This window comes from Plantactinospora sp. BB1 (genome assembly GCF_003030385.1).
GTDB lineage: Bacteria > Actinomycetota > Actinomycetes > Mycobacteriales > Micromonosporaceae > Plantactinospora.
In genome coordinates this window covers 4670659-4694610 of the sequence record NZ_CP028159.1, presented here as the reverse complement: position 1 = coordinate 4694610, position 23952 = coordinate 4670659, and the positions used below count along the sequence as shown (strand labels likewise).

Sequence of the window (23952 nt, the reverse complement as noted above, 5' to 3'; positions counted from 1 at the left end):
GGCGTTCGGCTCTCGGCCGAGCGGTACGGTAGCCGCGACGACCAGAGTTCTACCCCGGAGTAGCCGTGACGCAGTCGGATCCACACCTCGAGGCGTTGCTGCTGTATCTGAAGGAGTCTCGGGGCTTCGACTTCACCGGCTACAAGCGGGCCAGCCTGACGCGCCGGGTCGGGCGCCGGATGAGCCAGGTCGGTGTCCAGGGGTACGCGGAATACCTGGACCACCTCCAGGTGCATCCGGACGAGTTCACCGGGCTGTTCAACACCATCCTGATCAACGTGACCGGCTTCTTCCGCGACCCGGACGCCTGGGCCGACCTGCGCGACCAGGTGTTGCCGGCGCTGCTTGAGGCGAAGGAGCCCGACGCGCCGATCCGGATCTGGAGCGCGGGCTGCGCCTCGGGCGAGGAGGCGTACACGCTGGCCATGATCGTTGCCGAGATTGTCGGGGCGGAGCGGTTCAGGCAGCGGGTGAAGATCTACGCGACCGATGTGGACGAGGAGGAGTTGACCACGGCGAGGCTCGGGTCGTACACCGAGCGGCAGCTCAGCCCGGTGCCGCCCGGCCTGGTGGAGCGGTACTTCGAAGCCAGCGGGGGCCGGTACGTCTTCCGCAAGGACCTCCGCCGCTCGGTCATCTTCGGCCGGAACGACCTGGTCCAGGATGCGCCGATCTCCCGGGTGGATCTGCTGGTGTGCCGGAACGTGCTGATGTACTTCAACGCCGAGACCCAGGCCCGGATCCTCTCCCGCTTTCACTTCGCGCTGACCGGTGGCGGGGTGCTCTTCCTCGGCAAGGCCGAGATGCTGCTCAGCCACGGTCGGCTCTTCACACCGATCGACCTCAAGCGGCGGATCTTCCGGAACACGTCCCTGGCGCCCCCGGGCAATCCGGCGCTACCGACCGCTCCGGTCCCGCCGGCGCAGGGCGGAGAACTCGGCGGACTCGACCGGCTCCGTGACGAGGCCTTCATGACCTGCCCGGTCGCCCAGGTGGTGGTCACCGGCGACGGCCTGGTGGCGCTGACCAACCGGCGGGCCGAGCAGATGCTCGGCATCTCGGCGAAGGACATCGGCCGGCCGTTCCGGGATCTCGAGTTGTCGTACCGTCCGGTCGAGTTGCGGGGCTACATCGACCAGGCCCAGGTCGAACGCCGGCCCGTGCAGGTGGCGGACGTGGAGTACCGGCGCGGTTCGCGGGAGCCGCTCTTCCTGGAGATCCAGGTCAACCCGCTGGTGGACAGCGACGCCAGCCTGCTCGGGGTGGCCCTGGTCTTCCAGGACACCACCGTCTCGCGGCGACTCCGCAGTGACCTCGACCACGCGAACCGCCAGTCGGAGGCGGCGCACGAGGAACTCCAGTCCACCAACGAGGAGTTGGAGACCACCAACGAGGAACTCCAGTCCAGCGTCGAGGAGTTGGAGACGACGAACGAGGAGCTCCAGTCGACCAACGAGGAGTTGGAGACCACGAACGAGGAACTCCAGTCGACGAACGACGAGTTGCAGAGCATCAACAACGAACTGCGGGACCGCACCGCCGAGCTGCACGAGGCGAACGCCTTCCTGGGGGCGATCCTGACCAGCCTTCGGGCCGGCGTCGTCGTGATCGACGAGGCGATGCGGGTGCGGTCCTGGAACCGGCGCGCCGAGGACTTCTGGGGGCTGCGCGAGGCCGAGGTGCTGGGCGAACACTTCCTCAACCTCGACATCGGCCTGCCGACCGGCCTGCTCCGCCCGCTCGTCCGCAAGGTCCTCACCGGCGAGGTCGACACCGAACAGATGACCGTCAGTGCGGTCAACCGGCGCGGGCGGCCGGTCGAGGTACGGGTCTCCGGCACCCCGATGCCGAACCAGCAGCACGGCACCACCGGGGCGATCCTGGTGATGGAGATCGACGAACCGTAGCCGTGCCGACGTGCCGGCCCGATCACTCGGGAGGCGGCGAGCCGATGTCCAGTGCGGCCCACACCACCTTGCCGCCCTCGACCGGAACGCTGCCCCATCGCCGGGCCACCCTGTCGACCAGCAGCAGCCCTCGCCCGGTCCCCAGGGTCGACGGCGCGGCCACGGACAACCTCGGCTCGGCCACACTGCCGTCCTGTACCGCGATCATCAGGTAACGGCGTAGCGAGACGCGCAGGTCGATCAGGGTCTGGGCGTGGGTCACCGCGTTGCTGACCAACTCGGTCGCGACGAGGCAGGCCGGGCCCACCGGATCCGCCAGGTGCCACCGGGTGCACGCGTCGGTGACCACGTCCCGAGCCCGCCGTGCCGCGCTGGAGACCGGCAGGAGCATCTCCCTGACCGAGGGCAGCAGCGGCCCCGCGTCGGTGGACAGCGCCCGGTCGATCGAGTCGAAGACCGCCATCCGCCCGTACGACCCGCTGCTCAGCAGGGCCGAGGTCGTCGTGTCCGGAGCGCAGAGCAGAACCGGGGTGCCGGGCCAGACGGCGGCCTGCCGGGCGACGGCGGTGAACACGGTGAGCGCCGTCGGCTGCGCGACGGTCAGCGCGGCGAGGTCGACCACCAGCGCGTCCGGCTGGTCCGCCAGACACTTGAGCAGGTTGAGTCGTACCGACGGGGCCGATGCCACCGTGAGGTGGCCGACAAACCGGGCGACCACCCGGGTGCCGACCAGTTGGGTCTCGCACTGGACCATACTGTCCATCCGTCGATTATTCCCAGCGACGCCCGCCGGGCACACCCGCCAGCTCTTCGGGCTTTTGCAGCCGGACGATGTCGCGGCCCCTCCCATAGAGCCGAATCATCCCGAACGGGGTAACGTGGCCAGTGGGTCAAGACGTGCGCCCGGACCGTTCGCCACGACGCCCGACACTACCTGAGCGGGCGGCTCCTGCCGATCACCCCCGGAGGCGTCATGCCGATTGAACAGGGGGCAACCAGTTCCGCGACAGCTCGGATCATCGGTGCCCCGATAATGTCACTCACGTTGGACCCCGAGGGCACGACGATCGTGCTCGGGGCGCGGGGTGAGGTCGACATGAGCAACGCCGACGGCCTCGTCACGGTCGTCGAGCGGCTGGCCGGCGGCCGGCCGCTGCGGCTCGTCCTCGACCTGTCGGCGGTGACGTTCTTCTCCGCGCACGGCGTCAGCGCCCTGCTGCGGGCCCGGACCATCGTCACCGGCACCGGCGGTGAGCTGGTCCTCCGTGACATCTCCCGGACGGTCGAGCACGTCCTCACCCTCACCGGCGTCCACCCCGGTTTCGGGCTGGAATCGCGGTCGTGCGTGCCAGGTGCGGACCGTCCCGACGTGACGCGGTGCGTGGCCGGCCATGCCGTCCCCAGCAGTGGTGGCGAGCACCGTGGCTGAGCGGAGAGCCGCCCCATCGGCCGCCGGGCAGGTCACCGCGACGGGCGGGGCGGAGACCCGGAGGGATTCACCGCACACCCACCCGCTGCTCGGCCAGGGACCGCCGCTGACGGTGGCGCTGGATCCGGGCACGGCCGGGGCACTCACCGTACGACTCGCCGGTGACCTCGACATGGACACCGTCGACCTGCTGCGCCGGACGCTCGACCAGGTGTTGCGGCACGGGTTCGCCAGCGTCGCCGTCGACCTGTCCCAACTGAGATTCTGCGACTCGTCCGGGATCAGGACCCTCCTGTTCGGATGCGCCGACGCCGAGCGGCTCGGCTGCCGGATGTACGTGGTCAATCCCCGGCCCTTCATCCTTCGGGTGTTCGAGCTCACCGGGGTGACGAGCCTGCTCGGGCTCCCCGAACGCCGGGCTCCGGAACGGCCGGATCGTGGCTACGCCCCGCCGCCGTTCTGAGATCCAATTCTGCTGATTCGGCCGCGTGGGGCAGGGGTAAAGGCAGACCGTGGTCGGCCACCGGCCGTCACGATCTGCGAAGCCGTGGCCCGGAGGAGTTCGAGAATGGCAGCGAAGCCATCCGCCGCGTCGGAGACCCGTGTGATGGACCACAACGACGCGTACCGGGCGATGCTGGACGCGGCGGCCCTGCGCTACGCCGAGCGTGCCGGACACCTGTCACCGTCGCAACGGGCCGCCGAGGCCGAGGAACTGGCCCGCCTGGCGCTGCCGTTCGTGCACGTCCTCGCCAGGAGGTACCGGGAGCGGGGCGAGCCGGTGGAGGACCTGCAACAGTCCGGCAGCCTCGGGCTGATGCTGGCGATCGCCCGGTTCGACCCGGGCCGTGGCTCCTTCAGCGCCTACCTCGCCGCCACCGTGCTGGGGGAGCTGAAGCGGCACTTCCGGGACCGCACCTGGGGGGTGCACGTCCCCCGCCAGCTACAGGAGCTGTCCCAGGAGGTCCGGCAGTGCGCGGCCACCCTGCGGCAGCGGCTGGCCCGCGAGCCGAGCGAGGCGGAACTGGCCCGGGAGATGGGTGCCTCGGTCGTCGACGTCCGGCAGGCCCGGCAGTCCTCGCTCGGGTATCGTCCCGCCTCCTATGACGCACCCCTGCGCGGCCGCGACGACAGCAGCGTCACCCTGGCCGACCAGATGGGCAAGCCGGACGCCCAACTGGAAACCGTCGACGAGCGGGTCACCCTGCAACGGCTGCTGGCGCAGTTGCCGCCGCGCGAGCGCCAGATTCTCACCCTGCGCTTCTACGGGAACAAGACACAGTCGGAGATCGCGCAGCGGTACGGGATCTCCCAGATGCACGTGTCCCGGTTGTTGACCCAGACACTCTCCTGGCTGCGCGTGGCGATGCTCACCGACGAGCCGCCCGCGTGGCGCGGCTACCAGCCGGGTGGGTGGCCGCCGGCGTTGCGGCTCCGTGGACAGCTCCGGGACGGCGTCCTGCGGCTCCGGGTCGAGGGTGAGGTCGACCACGACACCGCCGGTCAACTCCGGCACACCCTGCTGGAGTCGGTCGGCCGGGTCGCCGCGCGTCGGCTGGAGGTCGACCTCAGCCGGGTACCGCTGATCGACGCCGCCGGGGTGGCCGCACTCCTGGCCGGATACGAGGCCAGCCGCGCCGCCGGTTGGACGTACCGGATACTCGGCTCTCCGCCGCTCGTCGCCCGCGTGCTCCGGCTCTCCGGTCTGGCACCGCTGATGCGGGACTGACGCCGCCGGCTTCCTGGACGTTGGTGCCGCCCCCGCCGCCCCCGCCGCCCCCGCCGCACCCGGCGGGAGCCGGTCGCGGGTCCGGCCGGTCGGAGTCGTGACCGGTTGCCGGGCCGGGGGCGGCGCCGCGCCGCGGGCCCGGCCTCGGGCTCGCGGCGCGGGCGGGGTCGAGGGTCCGACCTCAGCCCGGCCCGGCGTCGCCGCCGGTCCGCCACCGGTCGTTCTCCGCGCCACCCCGGTCGGCGCCGCCGAGATCGTCGTCCGGTTCCGCCTCCGCATGCTCGGGGCGGCGTACCTCGGAGGGTTCCGGCACCTCGACCGGGCGGGCACCGGAGTGCGGGTCCGGCCGGTGCTCCTCGGCCCCGCGCGCACCTCGGGCCCCGCCCGGCGCGGGCCGGTCGGACCGGTCCGGGCCGGAGTCGGGCCCGAGCACCTCGTCCAGTTCCTGCGGCGGCTTCGTGGACCGTTGCGGCAGGTCCCGGCCCAGGTCGGCGACGAGCGGACCGTACTTGACGTCGAAGGCGGGCCGCTCGGAGCGGATCCGGGGCAGCCGGTCGAAGTTGCGCAGCGGCGGGGGGCAACTGGTCGCCCACTCCAGCGAGTTGCCGAACCCCCACGGGTCGTCGACCTCGACGACCCGGCCGAAGCGCCAGGACTTCCAGACGTTGTAGAGCAGGAAGAGCGTCGACGCGCCGAGGACGAACGACCCGATGGTGGAGATCGTGTTCAGCGTGGTGAAGCCGTCGGTCGGCAGGTAGTCGGCGTACCGGCGGGGCATCCCCTCGTTGCCGAGCCAGTGGTGCACCAGGAACGTGGTGTGGAAGCCGACGAACATCGTCCAGAAGTGGATTTTCCCGAGGCGCTCGTCGAGCATCCGGCCGGTCATCTTGGGAAACCAGAAGTACACCCCGCCGAAGGCGGCGAAGACGATGGTGCCGAAGAGTACGTAGTGGAAGTGCGCCACCACGAAGTAGGTGTCGTGGGTGTGGAAGTCGATCGGCGGGCTGGCCAGCAGCACCCCGGAGAGTCCGCCGAAGAGGAAGGTGGCCAGGAAGCCCATGGCGAAGAGCATCGGCGTCTCGAAGGTGAGCTGTCCCTTCCACATCGTGCCGATCCAGTTGAAGAACTTGACCCCGGTCGGCACGGCGATCAGGAAACTGAGGATCGAGAAGAACGGCAGGAGCACCTGGCCGGTGCCGAACATGTGGTGCGCCCAGACGCTCATCGACAACCCGGTGATCGCCAGCGTCGCCGCGACGAGTCCCTTGTAGCCGAAGATCGGCTTACGGGCGAAGACCGGGATGATCTCGGTGATGATGCCGAAGAACGGCAGCGCCACGATGTAGACCTCGGGGTGGCCGAAGAACCAGAAGAGGTGCTGCCACAGCAGCGGTCCACTGGTCTCGGCGGAATAGACGTGCGCGCCGAGCTTGCGGTCCGCGAGCAGGCCGAGCAGGGCCGCGGCGAAGAGCGGGAAGACCAGGATCGCCAGTACCGAGGTGAGCAGCATGTTCCAGGTGAGGATCGGCATCCGGAACATGGTCATCCCTGGTGCGCGCAGGGTCAGGATGGTGGTGATCAGGTTGACCGAGCCGAGGATCGTACCGAGCCCGGTGACCACCAGGCCGACGATCCACAGGTCTCCGCCGACACCCGGGCTGTGCTCGTACCGGCTCAGCGGGGTGTACGCGGTCCAACCGAAGTCCGGCGCCCCGCCCGGGGTGAACAGGCCGCCGACCACCAGCAGCGCCCCGAAGAGGTAGAGCCAGTACGCCAGGGCGTTCAGCCGGGGGAACGCGACGTCCGGAGCGCCGATCTGCAACGGCACGAGGTAGTTGGCGAAGCCGAACACCAGCGGGGTGGCGAAGAGCAGCATCATGATCGTGCCGTGCATGGTGAAGAGCTGGTTGTACTGCTCCGGCGAGAGGAACTGCATCCCCGGCCGGCCCAGCTCGGCCCGCATCAACAGCGCCATCACCCCGCCGACCAGGAAGAAGCCGAACGAGGTGACGAGATACATCAGGCCGATCTGCTTGGCGTCCGTCGTCCGGAGCAGCGCGGTGAGCGTGCTGCCCCGGCGGGTACGACGGACCGGCCCCGGATAGCCGGACTGCTGCGGAACCAGCACCACCCGCGGTGTCGCGCGTCGCCGCTCCGGTATCGTCTCGCTCACAGCCACTCCGTCCGCTCGCCGGCTCCCGAAGCCGGGCCGCTACCCCGGATTCCCCCCGCGAAACGTGCCCGTCGGGCGCACCGTCTGCTGCCGCAAAACGACGGCCAGCGGTGGGCGTGTCGCCGGCCGGAGGACCGGCCGCCATCGCCGCCGACGCCGCGCCGTGTCGAGGTTGGAGGTCCACCCGTCGTTTGGCTGTCCCGGATGGGGGTAGCGCACCCTTCGCAGGAGACGGCGACCACGACGCGGAGCTGGCCGACAGCGGGCCGGAGCGCCTCGAACGGAGGGGTTGAGATGACCGAGGGTGCGAAGCGACAGGGCGGCGAGCGTGGTGCGGCGGAGGAAAGCAGCGGCATACCGGAGACGCCGACCGAGAAGCGTGCCAGCGAACGGCCGCCGGGCCACCCGGAGGGGCACGAGGAGGACTCCCGGATGGAGGGCTACGCGGAGGCCAAGAGCGACGAACGGAACTCGGCCGGGTGATCCGGCCGGTGAGCGGCAGCGCGCCGGCCCCGTCGGTGCGGCTCCACCCACGGCACCGGCCGCCCGACCCGACGGGACCGAGATGACCAGGACAGCGCCGGCGATGGTGGCGGCGTCCGGTGAGTGGCGGGACGACGACGGCGTACGCCAGCCGGGCGGCGAGGTGCACGCGTGGCGGCCGGGGCAGAACCAGACGGTCTGCGGGCTGGCACTGAGCCGTTCCGCGCTGCGGCGTTTCCCGCACGTCAACTTCGAGTACGCCTCGACGGACGTGCTGACCGACAGCGACCAGGTACGGCATGTCTGCCCGCGCTGCGTCGCGGCGACCGGCGGCCGGCGGGACCGCCGGCCGTGGACCCGCAACTCACCGCGCCCCTGACCGGGGTGCTCACAGGTCCCGACGCTGGAAGGAGACCGCCGCCAGTCCGAGGGCGAGCAGGACCCAGAGGCCGGTCCAGCCGAGATAGGTGGGGGTGAGCGCCGCCTCGCTCAGGAAGGGGTGCCCCTTGAACGCCTCCTGGAACTGGACCAGCAGGGTCGGGTCCTGGAAGGCGTTCATGGCACCACGCCACAGCCCGTCGGTCGGCAGCAGCATCCGGGAGACGGTGCCGATCCGGGCCACGCTCTCGTTGCCGAGCGCCTCGCCGAACGCCCCGACCACGCCGCCGATCCAGGTGGCGCCGAAGAGGCCGACCGCGACGACACCGGACGCCATCGGGGAGACGGCGGTGGAGAGCAGCAGGCCGAGGGTGAGCAGCACCGCCGCCTGCGCGGCGAGCAGCGCCAGGCCGGTGACCGGTCGCGGCGGCCAGTAGCCGGTGGTGGTGCGGACGATGAGCAGCTGGGCGAGTCCGGCCACGGCCACGAAACCGCTGCCGAAGGTGACCAGCCCCAGCCACTTGCCGAGCAGCACCGTCGAGCGGCGTACCGGTCGGGCCAGGACCGCCAGGGCGATCCCGGTCTCGGTCTCACCGGCCAGGGTGGGGCCGGCGAGGAACGCCGTACCGAGCGCGGCGGTCAGGCTCAGCCCGAACATCACCAGGTTGAGCACCATGGCCGCCGCCAGCCGGGCCTCCCCGCTGGTGAGACCGCCGAAGGTGGCGTCGATCCGGGAGAATCCGAAGGCGCTGACCCCCAGCAGTACGACCGTCAGCGCGACGAGCGCCAGCAGCACCCGTCGGCGTGCGGCCTCCCGGACGGTGAGCGTGGCGACGGTGAACACGGTACGGGTGGTCATCGGTGCTCCTCGCTGGGGCCGGTACGCAGGATGTCGAGCAGCCGCTCCTCAAGGCTGATCCGCCCCGGCTCGACGGCGTGTACCCGTACCCCGAGCCGGACCAGGTCGGCCACCAGGTCGGGTACGCCGACGCCGTCCTGCTCGGCGGGGAGGGTGACGGTGAAGGTGTCTCCGCTCCGGGCGAGCGGGCCGGCGGCGGCGAGCCGGGCCTCCGCCTGCGCGTTCACCCCGTCGAGGCGGAGCCGCAGCTCACGCTGGCCGAGCAGCTCCGCGAGGGTTCCCGATGCGGCGACCCGGCCCCTGTCGAGGATGACCACCCGGTCACAGACCCGCTCGACCTCGCCGATGAGGTGCGAGTTGAGCAGGACGGCGATCCCACGGGCCTTGAGCGAGAGCAGCAGGTCCCGCACGTCGGCCCGGCCGACGGGGTCGAGTGCGCTGGTCGGCTCGTCGAGGACGACGAGTTCCGGGCGGGCCACCAGCGCGACGGCCAGCCCGAGGCGCTGCTGCATGCCCTTGGAGAAGCCGCCGACCCGGTCTGCGGCGCGGTCGGCGAGGCCGACCTGGGCCAGACACTCCTGCTGCTGGGCGGCCGGCACCGCGACGCCGGCGAGCCGGACGTGCAGGGCCAGCACCTCGGCGGCGGAGAGCCACGGCTGGTACCGGAAGAGTTCCGGCAGGTAGCCGACCCGGGCCCGGGAGTGCGGGTCCCGCCCGGGGCGCCCGAGCAGCAGCACCTCGCCGGCGTCGGGCCGGACCAGACCGAGCAGCATCTTGATCACGGAGGTCTTGCCGGCACCGTTCGGTCCGAGCAGCCCGACCACCTCGCCCCGGCCGACGGTGAGGGAGACGTCGTCGACCGCGGTCCGGCGCCGGTACCGCTTGCGCAGCCCCGAGCACCACACGGCCGGCGACGGGGGCAGCTCGGCGAGGAGCCGGTCGGCGGATTCCGGGGAGGGTGCCTCGCCCCGCCGGGTGCCGGGATCGGCCGTCACCGGTGCCACCTCGCCCCACGGGCCACCGACAGCACCTCGTCGGTGCTCAGCGAGCCGGTCACCGCGTTGAGGACGCCGTCCCGGACCCAGAAGACGGCGGCGAGCGTGCCGTCCCTGGTGGTGAGGACCGTGGCCGGTGCCCCGTCGACTTCGGCGGGGAAGCTCCGCTCCTGACCGGTCTTCACGATCAGGGGCAGGGTCGTCCCGTTGTCGGTGAAGCGGCGCAGTTGGGACGCCACGTCCTCGGGCAGGCCGGGCAGCGAGAGCAGATAGTCGCGGGCGGTGGAGAAGGGTACGCCCGAGGAGTAGACGGTCGGTGCGACCGCACGGCCGACGATCATGGACGGCCCGCCGTGGGCCTGCGACCAGACCGCGGCGATGCCCGGACCGGCGGTCATCCTGAACGGGCTGCCGTCGAGCCCCGGTGGCGGCGGGGGCAGCGGTTCGCCGACGGCCGCGGCGGTCCGCGCCGCCTTCTCCGCCGAGAAGGTGAAGGTGGCGCTCACCTGGTCACCGACGTGGAACACCGGCTCTCCGGTCACGCCCCGGGGCAGCTTCGCCACCCGTGGCGCGGTGAGGCCGGTGGCCCTCTCCGCCGCGTCGGCGTCGGCGACCGGGCGTACGTCGGCGATCCTGGTCACCGTCGCCTCGCCGTACGCGGAGAGGTCGGGCAGCCGCAGCAGATCGGCCTGGCTGATCGTGATCGGGGCGATCCGCTCGGTACGGAAGATCGGCAGCCAGTTCGCGGCGGCGGCGGTGGTGGCCCCGGTCAGCAGCGCGACGGCGGCGACACCGGCGAAGAGCGGGCTGCGCAGTGCCGTACGCCACCGGGGGGCGCGGGCGGTCACGGCAACCTGTCGGGGCCGGTCTGCGGCGACCGCACGGGAGAGGCGCTGCCAGCCGTGCTCGACATCGCTGTCGACGTCGACGTCGACAGCGAGCGCCGTTGCGGCGAGCGCGGCGTCCCGGCGGGTGGCCGCCAGTCTGGACCGGCACCGCGGGCAGTCCGCGACATGCTCGCGGTCGGTGTCGGCGACGCCGCCAGGCTCGTCCAGAAGCCGGCGCAGCATGCCGTCAGTCGGATGACGCATGACGGTTCAACTCCTTGCGTAGGGCGGACTCGGCGCGGCGCACGACGGTGCCCACGCTGCCGGGGGAGAGGTCGAGGGCGGCGGCCACCTCGGCGTAGCTCAGGCCGCTGTGCCGCAGTACCAGGGCCACGGCCTGCCTGCGGGGCAGCCGGGCCAGCGCCGCCCGCACCCGGCGGCGCTCGTCGCGCGTCACGACCATGTCGGCGACGTCCGGGCTGGCGACATCACCGACGCCGACGGCCTCCTCGCGGGAGGCGCGGCGCCGCCCGGTTCGGAGATGGTTCAGCGCGGTGTGCGCCGCGGCCACGCACAACCACCCCACCGCCTCGCCCGCCGGCACCGTGCAGCGGCCGAAGCTCAGGAAGACCTCCTGCGCGACGTCCTCGGCCTGGTCCCGGGAGCCGAGCACCCGGGCGGCGACCGCCACCACCCGGGGATAGGTGGCGCGGAAGACCTGCTCGAGGTCGGCACGGACGCTCTTTCGTCCCAGCGGCGTCGACAAGGCCACGGCATCCTTCCGTCCGGCTCGCCCGGCCGCCCGGCCGCCGATGGGCGGCACCGTGGCGACGACCGAGGCCAGCACCGTCGCACCCCGCCCGACGAACTCCACATCTTCCTCCACACCTGATGAGCACCGCCGACGGCCCGGATGTGACACCGCCGCCGGAACGCGCCGCGCAGCGCCCACCCCGCCCGGACGCGGCCCCTGGGGGTTGTGCGGGTTGGACGGGCTACGCCGGGTGGATGGGGATCGGGGCCGGGTCCGCTGCGGCCGGGGACGCCGCCCGGGCCGCCCACTCCTCGTCGGCGGCCCGCTTCCTGGCCAGCCCGTCCCGGCCGTCGTAGCGCAGGAACGCCGGCAGGGCCGCCGCCAGCGCCAGCGTGCCGACGACACAGAGCACACCGCCGGAGACGATCGACCCGCCGATGCCCACGAACCGGGCGGCGACGCCGGAGCGGAGCTGGCCGAGCAGCGGCCCGGTGGCGTACGAGAGCATCTCGATGCCGGCCAGCCGGCCACGCAGATGGTCGGGGACGGTCTGGTTCCAGATGGTCATCCGGAAGATTCCCGAGACCATGTCGGCGGCACCGGCGAAGGCGAGGAAGACGAGCGCCAACCAGAGCCAGTCGGTGAGACCGAAGCCGATGATCCCCACCCCCCACAGCCCGGCGGCGATCACGACCATCAGCCCGTGCCGGTGCACCCGCCCGGTCCAGCCGGAGGTGACCGTCGCGAGCAGCGACCCGACGGCGGGTGCCGCGTAGAGCAGGCCGAGTACGGCGGGGCCGCCGAGCTTGCCCGCCATGAAGGGGTAGAGCGCCTGCGGCATCCCGAAGAACATCGCGTTGATGTCCACGAGGTAGGTACCGAGCAGTTCGGGGCGGCTACGCGCGTAGCGCAGGCCGGTCGCCACCGAGCGCAGCGACGGTCGCTCGGCGGCCGGCGGCGGTGGTACGGCCCTGACCAGGTAGAGGCAGACCAGGGAGAACACGAACGTACCGAGGTCGACCGCGTACACCCAGGGCATCTCGACCGACGCGATCAGCAGGCCGGCGACGGCGGGCCCGCCGAGTTGGGCGATCTGCATCCGCAGCGAGTTGAGCGCGCTCGCGGCCGGAATCTCGTCCAGCGTGACGACGCGCGGGGTCAGTCCCTCCAGCGCCGGTCGCTGGATGCCGTCGATCGCGGCGGTGAGCCCGGCGATCACGTAGAGCAGCCAGAGGTGCGGCCGGTCGAAGAGCGAGTTGACCAGGAGCACGCCGCAGAGCGCGGTGAACGCGACCTCCGCGCCCAGCACCAGCGCCCGGCGGTCGAGGTAGTCGGCCAGGGCGCCGCCGACGAAGGCCATCACCAGCAGGGGTACGAGTTCGCAGACGCCGAGGAGGCCGACGAGCAGCGGATCGTCGGTCAGCGCGTACACCTGGAAGGGGATGGTCACGTACGTGATGAACGACCCGAACCCCGAGACACCGCTCGCCGCGAAGAGCAGCCGGTAGTCCCGCGACGTCCGTAACGGCGTGACGTCGAGCGCCATCCGGCGGAGCAGGCGTTTCACGAAGCGTGATGGTGCACCAGCGGCGGGGCGGTGTCGACCGGATTACCCCGGACCCGGCACCGTCTCGACGGGCCGGGCCATCGGTACCGCGACGTGGCGTTTTGAGTCGGAGCGCGGCGGGGCATATCCGTCGGTCAGAGGAAGGAGCGGACGAGATGAGCGACGTCACCCGTAGCAGCGCGGCCGACCCGGACCAGGCGCCGACCGCCGAACTGGTCCGCCAAGCCGCCGAGCAGATCTCGCACCTGGTTCGGAGCGAGCTGGCGCTGGCCAGGGCGGAGATGACCGAGAAGGGCAAGAGGGCGGGCGTCGGCGCCGGCCTGTTCGGCGGCGGCGGGCTGGTCGCCCTGTACGGGATCGCGGCGCTGCTGGCCAGCGTCATCCTCGGCCTGGCCGAGGCGATGCCGGGCTGGCTGGCCGCGTTGATCGTCTCCGTGCTGCTCTTCGCCGTCGCCGCCGGGCTGGCCCTCGTCGGCCGCAGGCACGTGCGGCAGGCCGGTCCACCGGTCCCGGAGGAGGCGGTACGCAGCGTGAAGGCCGACATCGACGAGGTGAAGGAGAGGGCACACCGATGAGCACGAGTACCGGTAAGGCAGGCGCGGATCCCGGTACCGCCACCGTCGGCGGGACGGGTGCGCCGCAGTCGGCGGGTCCGGAGGCGATCCGGGCCGACATCGCCCGGACCCGGGCGGAGCTGGGCGACACCGTGCAGCATCTGGCGGAGCGGGCGGACGTCAAGACGCGCGCCAAGGAGAAGGTCGCCGAGGTCAAGGACCAGGCCGGACAGGTCAGGGACCTGGCGGCGGAGACCGCGCAGGTGGCGGTGGTCCGGGCCGGGGAGGTCGGCCGGCGGGCCGCCACCAGGGCCCGGCAGCGGCCGGCGCCGTACGTCGGCGTGCTGTTCGGGCTCGCCGCCGCGGTGCTGACGGTGGTGCTGCTGCGCCGGCGCGGCACGATCGGGCACGGTGCCCGGTCGCGGCGTTGGCGGGCGCGGTAACCACCCGACGGAGTCGATGGGACCGGGTCGACCCAACCTGAGAGGCAGGCTCCGCGATGGTGGAGAAGAGCACGGACCACGCGTACCGCGACGACCGGGTCGCCGACGGCGGGACGGTACCCGGGAGTCGACGCCCGTCGGCGCCGCAGGCGGGTACGCACGGCGCCGGTGACGCCCCGGACCAGCCGACGAAGCTCGGTCTACGGGGCTGGTGGGGCGTACTGCGACGTACCGTGCGCGAGTTCGGCGACGACAGTCTGACCGACTGGGCCGCCGCGCTCACCTACTACGCCGTACTGTCGATCTTCCCGGGCCTGCTGGTCCTGGTCTCGGTGCTCGGCCTGATCGGCGACTCGGTGCTCCAGCCGCTGATCGACGACATGGGTAAGATCGCGCCCGGCCCGGTCGGCGAGATCCTGAAGACCGGTGCCCGGAACCTCACCGAGGCACAGGGTACGGCCGGACTCTTCGCCGCCGTCGGTCTGGCCGTCGCGCTCTGGTCCGCGTCCGGGTACATCGGGGCGTTCATGCGCGCCTCCAACGCCATCTACGACGTGCCCGAGGGTCGTCCGATCTGGAAGACCCTGCCGATCCGGGTCGCGGTCACCATCGTGGTCGGGACGCTGCTGGCGGTCAGCGCCCTGATGGTCGTCTTCACCGGCCGGCTCGCCGAGTGGGTCGGTGACGCGATCGGCGCGGGCTCGACACTGATCACCGTCTGGAACATCGCGAAGTGGCCGGTGCTGCTGGTACTGGTCAGCCTGATGTTCGCCATCCTCTACTGGGCGGCGCCCAACGCCCGGCAGGGCGGCTTCCGATGGATCACTCCCGGCGGTCTGCTGGCCGTGCTCATCTGGATCATCGCCTCGGGCGGCTTCGCCTTCTACGTGGCGAACTTCGGCACCTACAACCAGACCTACGGCACGCTGGGCGGTGTCGTCATCTTCTTCGTCTGGCTCTGGATCTCGAATCTGGCGGTGCTGCTCGGCGCCGAGTTCGACGCGGAACTGCACCGGGGCCGCGCCATCGCCGGCGGGCACCCGGAGGACGAGGAGCCGTTCGTCGAACTCCGCGACACCAGGAAGATCAAGGAAGGCAAGGACCGGGGCCTGAGCTGACCGGCCCGGCACCGGAGCGGACCGGCCGGCGCAGCGCAGCGGCCGGTCCGGGCGGGCGGAGGCGGCCCGGACCGGAGCCGGCCGGCACCTTCACCGTCGACGGCGGGGTCGGTGCCGGTTCGGGCGCCGTCGGCGGTAGCCGAGGTAGCCGGCGAGCAGCAGGGCGCTGGCGGCCGCGAAGAGGGCGAGGTAGCGGTTCTGCTCGGCCGGCCGGTCCGGGTCCGGCCGGGGCGGGGCCGCCCGGGGCGTACCACCGCAGCTGACCGAGCGAGCTTCGCCCGGCCCGGTGGCGGTGGGCGGCGGCACGGTCAGCCGGGCCTGGCAGTACCCGATGCCGGGCGCCGCGACGTCCACGGTGGTGGTCCACTCTCCGGCGGAGAGGGTGCCCTCGTAGCGGATGACGGACGGGGTCCGGGTGTCGATGGCGCGTAGCGGTACCGGACCGATCCGCGCTCCGCCGTCGGCCTGGGCGTTGATCGTGGCCACCACCGGGGTGGTGACCGGATGCCCGTCCGACCAGGTGACGTCGACCCACACGCTGCCCCGCCCGTCGTGGTGCACGACGGTGCGCACGTCGAGGTGGGCGCCGGCCGGGGCGGTGCTGGCGAGCAGCAGCCCGGGCAGGGGTGCGAGGAGCAGGACGAGTCGTCGTGCTCCGATCGCCGCGCTGGCGTGGACCCTGCCCACCTGGCCGTTCCTTCCCGGGTCGGGGCGGGGAGGTGGACAGCGCCGGCCTCCCCGCCGTACCGGTCATCGGTGGTGCCGGATCAGCCGGCGGCGACCCGTACCTCGAGCAGGCCGACGGAGGCCGCCGACCCCTGTAGTAGGACCCGCAGCCGGCTGGTGTTCACCCCGGTGAAGGTGACCCGGTTGTACTGGTTCACCGCGGTCGGGTAACCGCTCGCGCCGGGCACGTCCAGGTAGCCGCTGCCGTTCCAGTACTGCACCCGCCAGCCGGCGGGGGTGCGGACCCCGCCGTTGTCGTCGAAGAAGTAGACCTCGGCGGCGGAGACGCTCTGCGCCTGTGGCCAGGTCAGTTCGACCCACTGCTCACCCTGCTCCGGCCAGGTGCCCCAGCGGGGGTTGGCGGCGTCGTTCGACGACGTCGGCTCGACGCCGTCGTTGACCGCCGCGACGTTCTCCCACGGCGAGGTGTAGGACGCGGTCGCGGTGGCCGAGCGGGCCAGGTTGCCGGCCGGCGGATCGGGGTTCGGTCCCGGGCCGCCGCCGGTGCCCCGGATCAGGAAGAGGTTGTCGGCGACGTTGAAGTACTGGGCCAGGTAGCTGCCGGCCGGCGGGTTGGTGTGGTAATAGTCGTCGTGGTTGCAGTCCAGGCGCTGGTCGAGGGCACGGTCCGCACACCTGGTCTGGATCACCGTGTTCGCGTTGTCCTTGTAGCACATCACGTCCCACTCGTCGACGCAGTGGGCGTACCCGGAGGCGTTCGGCGCGTTGTTGTTGACGGCGCCGAGGGTGTGCCCGAGTTCGTGCGCCGCGACGCCGGCACTCCAGCAGCCGTTGTCCATCCGGGCGTACTCCGGTCCGGAGTTCGACCGGTTGGCGTCGCTCTTGCGGGTGTCGCCGGCGAACCCGCCCAGTCCACAGAAGACCCGGGCGTCGACGAACTGGAGATACTTGCGGTCGGTACGGGTGTAGCCGGCCGCCTTGACCGCGTTGAGCAGTGGTGCCCAGTCGTTGGCGTTCAGCGCGGCGTCGGGGATCTGCACGTCCCGGACGACGGGCCGGCAGGCGCCACCGACGGACTCGGTGACGTACCGGACGTGCCGTTCGCCGCCGGTGGCCCGGGCGCTCTCGTTGAAGATCACGTCGACCGCCTCGGCGAGTTGCCGGAAGGTCTCCAGGTACTGGTTGTACCGGCTGGTGCTGCCGCGCACGTAGAGCACCTCGACGCGGCGGCCGGAGACTCCGTCGCCCTCGCAGACGGCGAGCGGCTGGCTGCCCGTCCCGGCCCTGCCGGCCGGCAGCGGTGCCACCGGTCGCTTGACGGAGAGGCCGGCGGGCGCCGGATCGGGTCCGTGGGTGCACATCGCCGGTTCGACGCCGATAACCCGGAACAGCCCCGCGCACGGACCGGACCGGTCGGCGGCGAGTCCGGTGTAGACCAGGCCACGGTCGAGGTCGTCGGCCGGTACGGCGAGCGGGGCGGCGGCCGGTCGGTCCCGGTCCGGCGTGGCCGGCGGGCCTGCCTGGGCGGAACCTCCGAGGGTCGCCATCGCCATGACGGCCGCCAGGCCGACCGCGACAACTGCCTCTCGTCGGCGCCCCGAGGCGTGCGGTGGTGCTGACATGGTGCTCCTTCCGACGGTATGGATCTCGTCAGCCGGTGGGCGCCGACAAGGCAACAGAGTTACCTATCTCGATCTTTCGATAAAAACGTTTTCGGCACGGTAGGCGGTCTTCTTCGACGCCGTCAAGAGCACCTACTGTTACCGACGTCGATGTGTCGCCGGCCGAGGTGCCGGAACTGACCTGCGTCGAAGTCGACGAAGCCGTCGCATGGCGCAGGTCAGCGCGGTCGCGGCCGGAGGGCGTCGCCGGCGGCACCGTTCAGATGCTGAAAACCTTTTCGGGTACCGCGCGCCGCCGCGATCGCGCGCCGGCAACCGGGCGAGGCCGTTCTGAGCCCCGACGGCACAGTCGTGGCCCGGGGACCGGTCGGTCCCCGGGCCACGGCCCGTTCGGGTACGGCGGCTCAGCCGGCCCGGGAGAGCGCGTCGCGCGGCACCGTGAGGGTCACCACGCCGGGGTCGGCCTCGGAGACGGTGGCCACCTCACCACCGCCGACGTAGGCGTCGGCGGTGGTCATGCCGTCGAGATCGATCCGCAGGTAGCCCGCGTCCATCAACCGCTCCGCCTCCCCGGCCGGGGCGTCCGGGCGTACGTCGGTGCCGGGCTGCTGGACGGCCGACACCGTTCCGACGTGTTGGCCGGTGACGTCCAGCACGGACATTCCGGTGTTGACCTGGGCGATCGGCAGCGGCTCGGTCGGCATGCCGGGCACTGCGGGCGTGTGCGGATGCATGCCCGTCTCCTTCCCGCGACCGCCGGCGGCGAAACGTGACCGGGGTGTGCGGCGCTCGGGCGGCCGCCGGGCGGTCTCCGGCTCGGAACGCCGAGCCGGGCGGCGGCTCGGGTCGGGCCGTGCCATGATGCATGGCGGACGGCCAGCGTGGCGGTCCTGATCGCCACGCCCACCAGGCCACCTGGACAATGACTCCGGAACAGCACCCGCCCGTCGAACCCGAGGGTGAGCAGACCGTTGTGCCCTCGGTCGCGGCTGCCCGGTCCGCCCCGAGCGGCACCGGGCGGCCGGACCGGTTCGACCGGCTGCGGCGGCACCGACGGTGGCTCTTCGGGCTCGTCGTGGTGGCGCTGCTCGGGCAGATGGCGGCGGCGATGGTCAGCACCGCCCTGCGGCAGACCCCCACCATCGACGAACCGGTCTACGTGGGTACCGCCATGGTCTACCTGCGGGAGCACAGCCTGCGGTACAACCCCGAGCATCCGCCACTCGGAAAGCTGATCATCGGAGCCGGGCTGCTCTTCGCCGACGCGCGCTTCGACCCTGCCTTCACCGGTTCCCAGGGGGCGGTCGGGCGGCATCTGCTCTACGAGTCCGGTAACGACCCCGGGCGGCTGATGTTGCTGGCGCGGTTGCCGATGATCCTGTTGACGCTGCTGTTCGGACTGGTCGTCTACCTGTTCGCCGGTGACCTCGTCGGCCGGGTGGGCGGATCGGTGGCGCTCGCGCTGTACGCCTTCTCGCCCGACGTCATCGCGCACGGGTCGTTGGCCACACTCGACGTACCCGCGTCGGGGTTCCTGTTGACGTCGGTCTGGCTGCTGTGGCGGGCCCGCCGCCGACCGCTGCGCTACCTGCCACTCGCCGCGGTGGCACTCGGCGCGGCCCTGGCCACCAGGATGAGCGCGTTGGCGGCGGTGCCGGTGCTGCTCCTGCTGGTCGTCGTCTCCGTCTGGTACGCCGGCCGCCGGAGCGACCTCGGCGCGCGCACCGGGGCCCGGCTGCTCGGGCTCGGCGCGGCGGCGGGGGTCGGCGTCGGGCTGGTCGCGATCGCCGTGGTGTGGGCCAGCTACCTGGTCGTCGATCCCCGGTTGGGCTGGGCGACGCCGGAGAACCTGCGTGCCGTGCACGGGCTGCGCGGGCTGGCCCTGGACTGGCTGCCGTTCCCGCAGCCCTACCGGGACGGGATGCGGTTCCAGTTCCTCATCGAGGACAAGACGCTCAGTGGCTTCCTGTTCGGCCGACACTACCGAGGCTCGCGGTGGTATTACCTGCCGGCCGCGATGCTGGTGAAGACGCCGCTCGGCGCGCTCGCGCTCTGGCTGGCCGGCACCGTGGCGCTGGTGCTGGTGCCCCGGCTTCGCGCCGTGGTGCCGTACGTGCTGGTCCCCCCGGCGGTGCTGCTGGCCGTGGCGGTGACCGGATCCCGTGACTTCGGCGTCCGGTACGTCATCTTCCTGCCGATGTTCCTGGCGGTCGCCGCCGCTGCCGTGGTCGCCGTCCGCTGGCGGTGGGCGCCGGCGGTGACCGGGGCACTGGTCCTGTTCGTCGCGGTCAGCTCGCTGAGTACCTACCCCTACTACCTGCCGTACTCGAACGAGGCCTTCGGCGGGCCGGCGAGGACGCACCGGCACCTGCACGACTCGAACGTCGACTGGGGGCAGGACCTGGGACGACTGGCCGACCGCCTCCGGCAGCGGTACCCGGGGGAGCGGGTCTGGCTCGTCTACAAGGGCAGCGGGGTGCCGTCCTACTACGGAATCGTCGCGGCCGACCCGCTCAAGGTCCCGCCGAGCGAGGTGCACGGGTTGCTCGTCGTGTCGAACAGCCGGGTCGCCAAGGCCGGACCCCCACTGAGCACGCTGATCGAGAGCAGCAGGCCGATCGACCAGGTCGGCCACTCGATCACCATCTACCGTCGCCCGTGACCGGGAGACGTCGGTCGCCGGCCGGGGTCATGGAGGCGCTCCAGAAATCGGCGTAGCGGCCGCCACGGCGGAGCAGCTCGTCGTGGTCTCCCTCCGCCACGATCCGACCGCCGTCCAGCAGCACGACCCGGTCGGCGCGGCGGACACTCCGCGGCCGGTGTGCCACCATCACCACCGTCCGGCCCGCCATCAGCCGCTCGATCCCCTCGTGCACGGCCGCCTCGTTCACCGGATCCAGCGCCGAGGTCACCTCGTCCAGCAGCACGATGGGCGCGTTCTTCAGCAGCGCCCGCGCGATCGAGACCCGTTGCCGCTCACCACCGGAGAGCAGCGCGCCGCCCTCGCCGACGTTCGTCGCCCACCCGCCGGGCAGGCGCTCGAGCACGTCGTCCAACCGGGCGGCGGTCGCCGCCGCCCGTACCTCGGCATCGCTCGCGTCGGGACGGCCGAGACGCACGTTTTCCTCGATCGTGCCGGCGAAGAGATAGACGTCCTGGAAGACGAAGGCGATCCGCGCCATCAGCAGGTCGGTGTCGATCTCGCGTACGTCCACCCCGCCCACCCGGACCGCCCCCGCGTGCACGTCGTAGAAGCGCGCGAGCAGCCGCAACAGGGTCGTCTTGCCCGCACCGGACGGTCCGACCACGGCGAGCCGCTGCCCCTGCGGCACGGCGAGCGAGAGGTCGTCGAGCACCGTACGGTCGCCGTGCCGGAACGAGACGGAGTCGAACGCCAGATCGTGGCCCTCCGGCTGGCTGGGCTCGCGGGGTTCCGGCAGCGGCTCGGTGCGCAGCAGCGCGTCGAGTCTGGCCAGCTCGGCACGCGCGCCACGCAGTTGGCTGCCGATGTCCGACAGCGACAGCAGCGGATCCGCGCACCGGGCGGCCAGCACCAGGATGGTCAGGACCTCGGCCGTGCCGATCCGCCCGCCCAGCGCGAGGTAGGCGCCGAGCACCAGCAGCAGGGTGAAGACCGCCTGCACCACCAGGGTCAGGCCCAGCACGCCGGGCAGCGCCGACCGGATGCCACGCCGGGACGCGCGTTCGACCTCGCGCAGCGCGTCGTCGAGGAGTCGGAACCGCTCGACGGTACGGCCGCCGGCCCGGAGCACCGGCTGTGCCTGGAGGTACTCGATGACCCGCCCGGTGGCCTCGTGGTCACGCTCGGCGCGCTCGGTGTCGGCGGCGGCCATCGCGCGTCCCGTCCAGAGCTGGACCGCCGCCACGACCGGTACGGCGGCCAGCGCGGCCAGGCCCATCCGCCAGTCGAAGGCGAGCATCACGGCGACGATGGTCAGCGGCGTCACGCTGGCGGAGATCGACGGTGCCAGCAGGTGCGCGATCACCCCCATCGCCTGGAGGACGCCCCGGCTGGCCAGTACGGAGACCTCGCCGACCCGGGCGGCGCTGTACCAGCCGACGGGGAGCCGGGCCAGGTGGTCACCGAGCCGGTGGTACATGCCCCGCAACAGGGTGGTCGCGGCGCGGAAGCCGGAGACGTCGCTGAGGTAGCGCAGCACCGCGTAGCCGGCGACCACGGCCCCGAACCCGGTCAGCCAGGGCCAGGCGTCGTCGGGGGTGCCGCCGAACAGCTTCCGCAGCACCGGGACCAGCAGTGCGTAGCAGAGGCCCTCCACTACCGCGGTCGCCGTCATCAGCGCCACGGTCCGGCGTACCGGCCGGGCGTGTTCGCGGCCCAGCACGCGCAGCAGCATCCGGATCATCGGACCTCGCCTCCCTGCGGTACGCCAGCGGGTTCGGGACCGTCGGCGAGCGCCGACCGGTGTGATCGCCAGTACGCGGCGAAGCGCCCGTCCCGGGCCAGTAGTTCGGCGGGGCTGCCGCGCTCGACGATCGACCCGTTCTCCAGCACCACGACGCAGTCGGCGTCGGCGATCGTCTCCAGCCGATGCGCGATCACCAGGATCGTCCGGCCCGCCCGCAGGGTGGCCAGGGCCCGGCGTACCGCGAGTTCGGTCTGCGGGTCGGCGAAGGCGGTCGCCTCGTCGAGTACCAGTACGGGGGCGTCGGCCAGCAGCGCGCGGGCGATCGAGATCCGCTGCGCCTCGCCACCGGAGAGTTCGGCCTCCTCGCCGACCACCGTCTCGTAGCCGCGCGGCAGCTCCAGGATCCGCTGGTGGATGTTGGCCAGTTCGGCGGCGCGGACCACGTCGGCGAGGTCGGCCCGAGGTACCGCCAGTGCGATGTTCTCGGCGACCGTCGCGCGCAGCAGGCGGACGTCCTGGAAGACGAAGGAGACCATCCGGTAGAGGTCCCGGCTGCCGATCTCGCGCAGGTCGACGCCGCCCAGCCGGACCGAGCCGTGGGTCGGGTCGAAGAACCGGGGCAGCAGTTGGGCCAGCGTCGACTTTCCGCTCCCGGAGGGCCCGACGATCGCGGTCACCGTACCGCTCGGCAGCACCAGGTCGATCCCGCGCAGCACCTCGTGGTCGGGCAGATAGCCGAACCGGACGTCCCGGATCTCCACCAGGTGTCCCCGCGGCGCGACCGGGCGCGCGGGTTCGGGCAGCGGCGGCACCGCGAGCACGTCCCGGATCCGTCCCACCGCGCGTCGGGCGGTCTGCATGTCGTCGAAGCCGTGCCCGAGCGCCGCCACCGGAGCGGTCAGGCCGAGTCCGAGCAGCAGGAACGGCAGCAGGTCCGCCGGGGCCATCGAACCGGTGGTGAGCAGGGCCGCACCGCCGATCAACACGGCCAGCAGCACGAACGGTGGGGAGAGCGCGACCTGCATCCCGGCGGCGATCCCGGCGAGGCCGCGCACCATCCGGAAGAAGGAGCTGACGAAGTCGTCCACGGAGGTCCGGAAGGCGTGGTGGGCCCGCCCGGTTCCGCCGAAGGTCTTGACCACGGCGATTCCCTGGACGAACTCGACGACGGAATTCGCGATCCGTCCCATCGCCGCGTCGAACTCCTGCTGCTCGCGGAGCCGGGTCGGGGTCATCATCAGCGGGACCAGCGCCACCGCCAGCAGCACCGGGATCAGCGTGACGAGGGTGAGCCGCCAGTCGACGGTGCACAGGTAGACCAGCGACACCAGCGGCACGACGAAGGCGGAGACGAGTTCGCCGGGGGTGTGGGCGATGAACGGGTGCACGGCGGTCACGTCCTCGCCCAGCACCTTCGCCAGTTCGCCGGTGCGGCGTCGGGAGAGCCAGCCGATCGGTACCCGACCCAACCGTTGCGCCAGTTGCCGGCGGAACGACAGCTGCACCCGGCTGTCCACGGCATGCCCGACGCCGGAGGACGCCGCGGTGAAGAGCAGCCGGACGAAGAGCCCGAGCACCCCCGCGACGACGACGGTCCGGACATGTCCGTCGTCGACCGGGCCGGGGGACAACAGGGTACGGCCCAGTTCGACGACCGCCAGCAGCGGCGCGAGCCCCGCGACGGCGCCGACGACCTGGAGGATCACCACCACGGCGAAACTGGCGACGAACGGCCGCAGCAGTACCGCCAGGCTCCGTCCCGGTCCGGGCTCGGTGGGGTCGGGCCGCTCCCTCGGCTCGGCGAGACCGACCGCGCTCATCGGTTTCCCGCCGTCCATACCCAGTCACCCCGGGTCCCCGTTCGGCGGGCGAGATTCCTCTGCATGCCGTCGATCGTCGCGCCGACCGGGCATGCGTCGCTTCCGTCGACGGACGACGCCGGTTACGTAAACCCGCGTACCGAGCGGGTGGTCGGCTACGTCGGCCGGCGTACCCGGTGCCGCTTCGCGGCGGCGGCACCTGCCGTGACGGGTGTCGTA

General features: G+C 72.2%; 22 protein-coding genes. 10 read left to right on the top strand and 12 right to left on the bottom strand.

What is annotated here, in order from left to right:
- Positions 1-65 precede the first annotated feature (65 nt).
- Positions 66-1907: a CheR family methyltransferase gene (locus tag C6W10_RS20475; protein ID WP_107259644.1), complete on the top strand. Its 1842-nt coding sequence runs from the start codon at positions 66-68 to the stop codon at positions 1905-1907.
- A gap of 22 nt (positions 1908-1929) precedes the next feature.
- Here C6W10_RS20475 and C6W10_RS20470 read toward each other — a convergent pair whose 3' ends face one another.
- The gene (locus C6W10_RS20470) at positions 1930-2670 is read right to left on the bottom strand and encodes an ATP-binding protein (RefSeq protein ID WP_234361354.1); all 741 of its coding nucleotides are present in this window, start codon (positions 2668-2670) and stop codon (positions 1930-1932) included.
- 270 nt (positions 2671-2940) lie between these two features.
- Between C6W10_RS20470 and C6W10_RS20465 the strand changes: the two genes are divergently transcribed.
- From C6W10_RS20465 to C6W10_RS20455, 3 genes are all read left to right on the top strand, one after another.
- Positions 2941-3336 (top strand): STAS domain-containing protein, encoded by a 396-nt coding sequence (locus C6W10_RS20465; RefSeq protein ID WP_159104678.1) that lies wholly within the window; start codon positions 2941-2943, stop codon positions 3334-3336.
- Positions 3329-3799, top strand: coding sequence for an STAS domain-containing protein (locus C6W10_RS20460; RefSeq protein ID WP_159104677.1), 471 nt, complete (start codon positions 3329-3331; stop codon positions 3797-3799). Before C6W10_RS20465 ends, C6W10_RS20460 begins: the two co-directional genes overlap by 8 nt.
- Positions 3800-3904: 105 nt before the next feature.
- Entirely contained in the window at positions 3905-5065 is a 1161-nt protein-coding gene (locus tag C6W10_RS20455; protein WP_234361353.1) for a SigB/SigF/SigG family RNA polymerase sigma factor, read from the top strand.
- A 181-nt stretch (positions 5066-5246) separates the two neighbouring features.
- On the opposite strand, the gene ctaD is transcribed toward C6W10_RS20455, so the two are convergent.
- Positions 5247-7226 carry a cytochrome c oxidase subunit I gene (gene ctaD / locus C6W10_RS20450; RefSeq protein WP_234361930.1) on the bottom strand — a complete coding sequence of 660 codons (1980 nt, stop codon included), beginning with the start codon at positions 7224-7226 and terminating at the stop codon, positions 5247-5249.
- A gap of 306 nt (positions 7227-7532) precedes the next feature.
- Between ctaD and C6W10_RS20445 the strand changes: the two genes are divergently transcribed.
- Together C6W10_RS20445 and C6W10_RS20440 are read left to right on the top strand one after the other, a co-directional pair.
- Complete coding sequence (locus tag C6W10_RS20445) at positions 7533-7721, top strand: hypothetical protein (RefSeq protein WP_107259634.1); 189 nt, start codon at positions 7533-7535, stop codon at positions 7719-7721.
- Positions 7722-7803: 82 nt separating this feature from the next.
- Positions 7804-8100: a hypothetical protein gene (locus tag C6W10_RS20440; RefSeq protein ID WP_107259632.1), complete on the top strand. Its 297-nt coding sequence runs from the start codon at positions 7804-7806 to the stop codon at positions 8098-8100.
- A 9-nt stretch (positions 8101-8109) separates the two neighbouring features.
- On the opposite strand, the gene C6W10_RS20435 is transcribed toward C6W10_RS20440, so the two are convergent.
- The 5 genes from C6W10_RS20435 to C6W10_RS20415 form a co-directional block, all read right to left on the bottom strand.
- Complete coding sequence (locus C6W10_RS20435) at positions 8110-8958, bottom strand: ABC transporter permease (protein ID WP_107259630.1); 849 nt, start codon at positions 8956-8958, stop codon at positions 8110-8112.
- Entirely contained in the window at positions 8955-9953 is a 999-nt protein-coding gene (locus C6W10_RS20430; protein WP_107264126.1) for an ABC transporter ATP-binding protein, read from the bottom strand. Before C6W10_RS20430 ends, C6W10_RS20435 begins: the two co-directional genes overlap by 4 nt.
- Entirely contained in the window at positions 9950-11044 is a 1095-nt protein-coding gene (locus C6W10_RS20425; protein WP_107259628.1) for a hypothetical protein, read from the bottom strand. Before C6W10_RS20425 ends, C6W10_RS20430 begins: the two co-directional genes overlap by 4 nt.
- Positions 11028-11666: a sigma-70 family RNA polymerase sigma factor gene (locus tag C6W10_RS20420; protein WP_234359251.1), complete on the bottom strand. Its 639-nt coding sequence runs from the start codon at positions 11664-11666 to the stop codon at positions 11028-11030. Before C6W10_RS20420 ends, C6W10_RS20425 begins: the two co-directional genes overlap by 17 nt.
- 109 nt (positions 11667-11775) lie before the next feature.
- On the bottom strand, positions 11776-13101 hold the full coding sequence (locus C6W10_RS20415) for an MFS transporter (protein WP_369931115.1): 1326 nt from the start codon (positions 13099-13101) through the stop codon (positions 11776-11778).
- 155 nt (positions 13102-13256) lie between these two features.
- Between C6W10_RS20415 and C6W10_RS20410 the strand changes: the two genes are divergently transcribed.
- The 3 genes from C6W10_RS20410 to C6W10_RS20400 are packed head-to-tail and all read left to right on the top strand — an operon-like array spanning position 13257 to position 15216.
- On the top strand, positions 13257-13676 hold the full coding sequence (locus C6W10_RS20410) for a phage holin family protein (protein WP_107259626.1): 420 nt from the start codon (positions 13257-13259) through the stop codon (positions 13674-13676).
- The gene (locus C6W10_RS39495; RefSeq protein WP_107259624.1) at positions 13673-14098 is read left to right on the top strand and encodes a DUF3618 domain-containing protein; all 426 of its coding nucleotides are present in this window, start codon (positions 13673-13675) and stop codon (positions 14096-14098) included. The genes C6W10_RS20410 and C6W10_RS39495 overlap by 4 nt, the downstream gene beginning before the upstream one ends.
- 56 nt (positions 14099-14154) lie before the next feature.
- Positions 14155-15216: a YihY/virulence factor BrkB family protein gene (locus tag C6W10_RS20400; RefSeq protein WP_107259622.1), complete on the top strand. Its 1062-nt coding sequence runs from the start codon at positions 14155-14157 to the stop codon at positions 15214-15216.
- Between the two features lie 90 nt (positions 15217-15306).
- Here C6W10_RS20400 and C6W10_RS20395 read toward each other — a convergent pair whose 3' ends face one another.
- The 3 genes from C6W10_RS20395 to C6W10_RS20385 form a co-directional block, all read right to left on the bottom strand.
- The gene (locus C6W10_RS20395; protein ID WP_107259620.1) at positions 15307-15903 is read right to left on the bottom strand and encodes a hypothetical protein; all 597 of its coding nucleotides are present in this window, start codon (positions 15901-15903) and stop codon (positions 15307-15309) included.
- Between the two features lie 80 nt (positions 15904-15983).
- On the bottom strand, positions 15984-17525 hold the full coding sequence (locus tag C6W10_RS38040) for a hypothetical protein (protein WP_199853700.1): 1542 nt from the start codon (positions 17523-17525) through the stop codon (positions 15984-15986).
- A gap of 404 nt (positions 17526-17929) precedes the next feature.
- Positions 17930-18259 (bottom strand): hypothetical protein, encoded by a 330-nt coding sequence (locus C6W10_RS20385; protein WP_234359252.1) that lies wholly within the window; start codon positions 18257-18259, stop codon positions 17930-17932.
- A 239-nt stretch (positions 18260-18498) separates the two neighbouring features.
- Between C6W10_RS20385 and C6W10_RS20380 the strand changes: the two genes are divergently transcribed.
- On the top strand, positions 18499-20187 hold the full coding sequence (locus C6W10_RS20380) for a phospholipid carrier-dependent glycosyltransferase (protein WP_234361352.1): 1689 nt from the start codon (positions 18499-18501) through the stop codon (positions 20185-20187).
- Here the strand turns inward: C6W10_RS20380 and C6W10_RS20375 are convergent.
- A complete protein-coding gene (locus tag C6W10_RS20375) occupies positions 20165-21910 on the bottom strand; it encodes an ABC transporter ATP-binding protein (RefSeq protein ID WP_107259615.1) in 1746 nt (581 codons plus the stop codon). The two genes, C6W10_RS20380 and C6W10_RS20375, sit on opposite strands and share 23 nt — an antisense overlap.
- Positions 21907-23733 carry an ABC transporter ATP-binding protein gene (locus C6W10_RS20370; RefSeq protein ID WP_107264123.1) on the bottom strand — a complete coding sequence of 609 codons (1827 nt, stop codon included), beginning with the start codon at positions 23731-23733 and terminating at the stop codon, positions 21907-21909. The genes C6W10_RS20375 and C6W10_RS20370 overlap by 4 nt, the downstream gene beginning before the upstream one ends.
- Between the last annotated feature and the right edge of the window lie 219 nt (positions 23734-23952).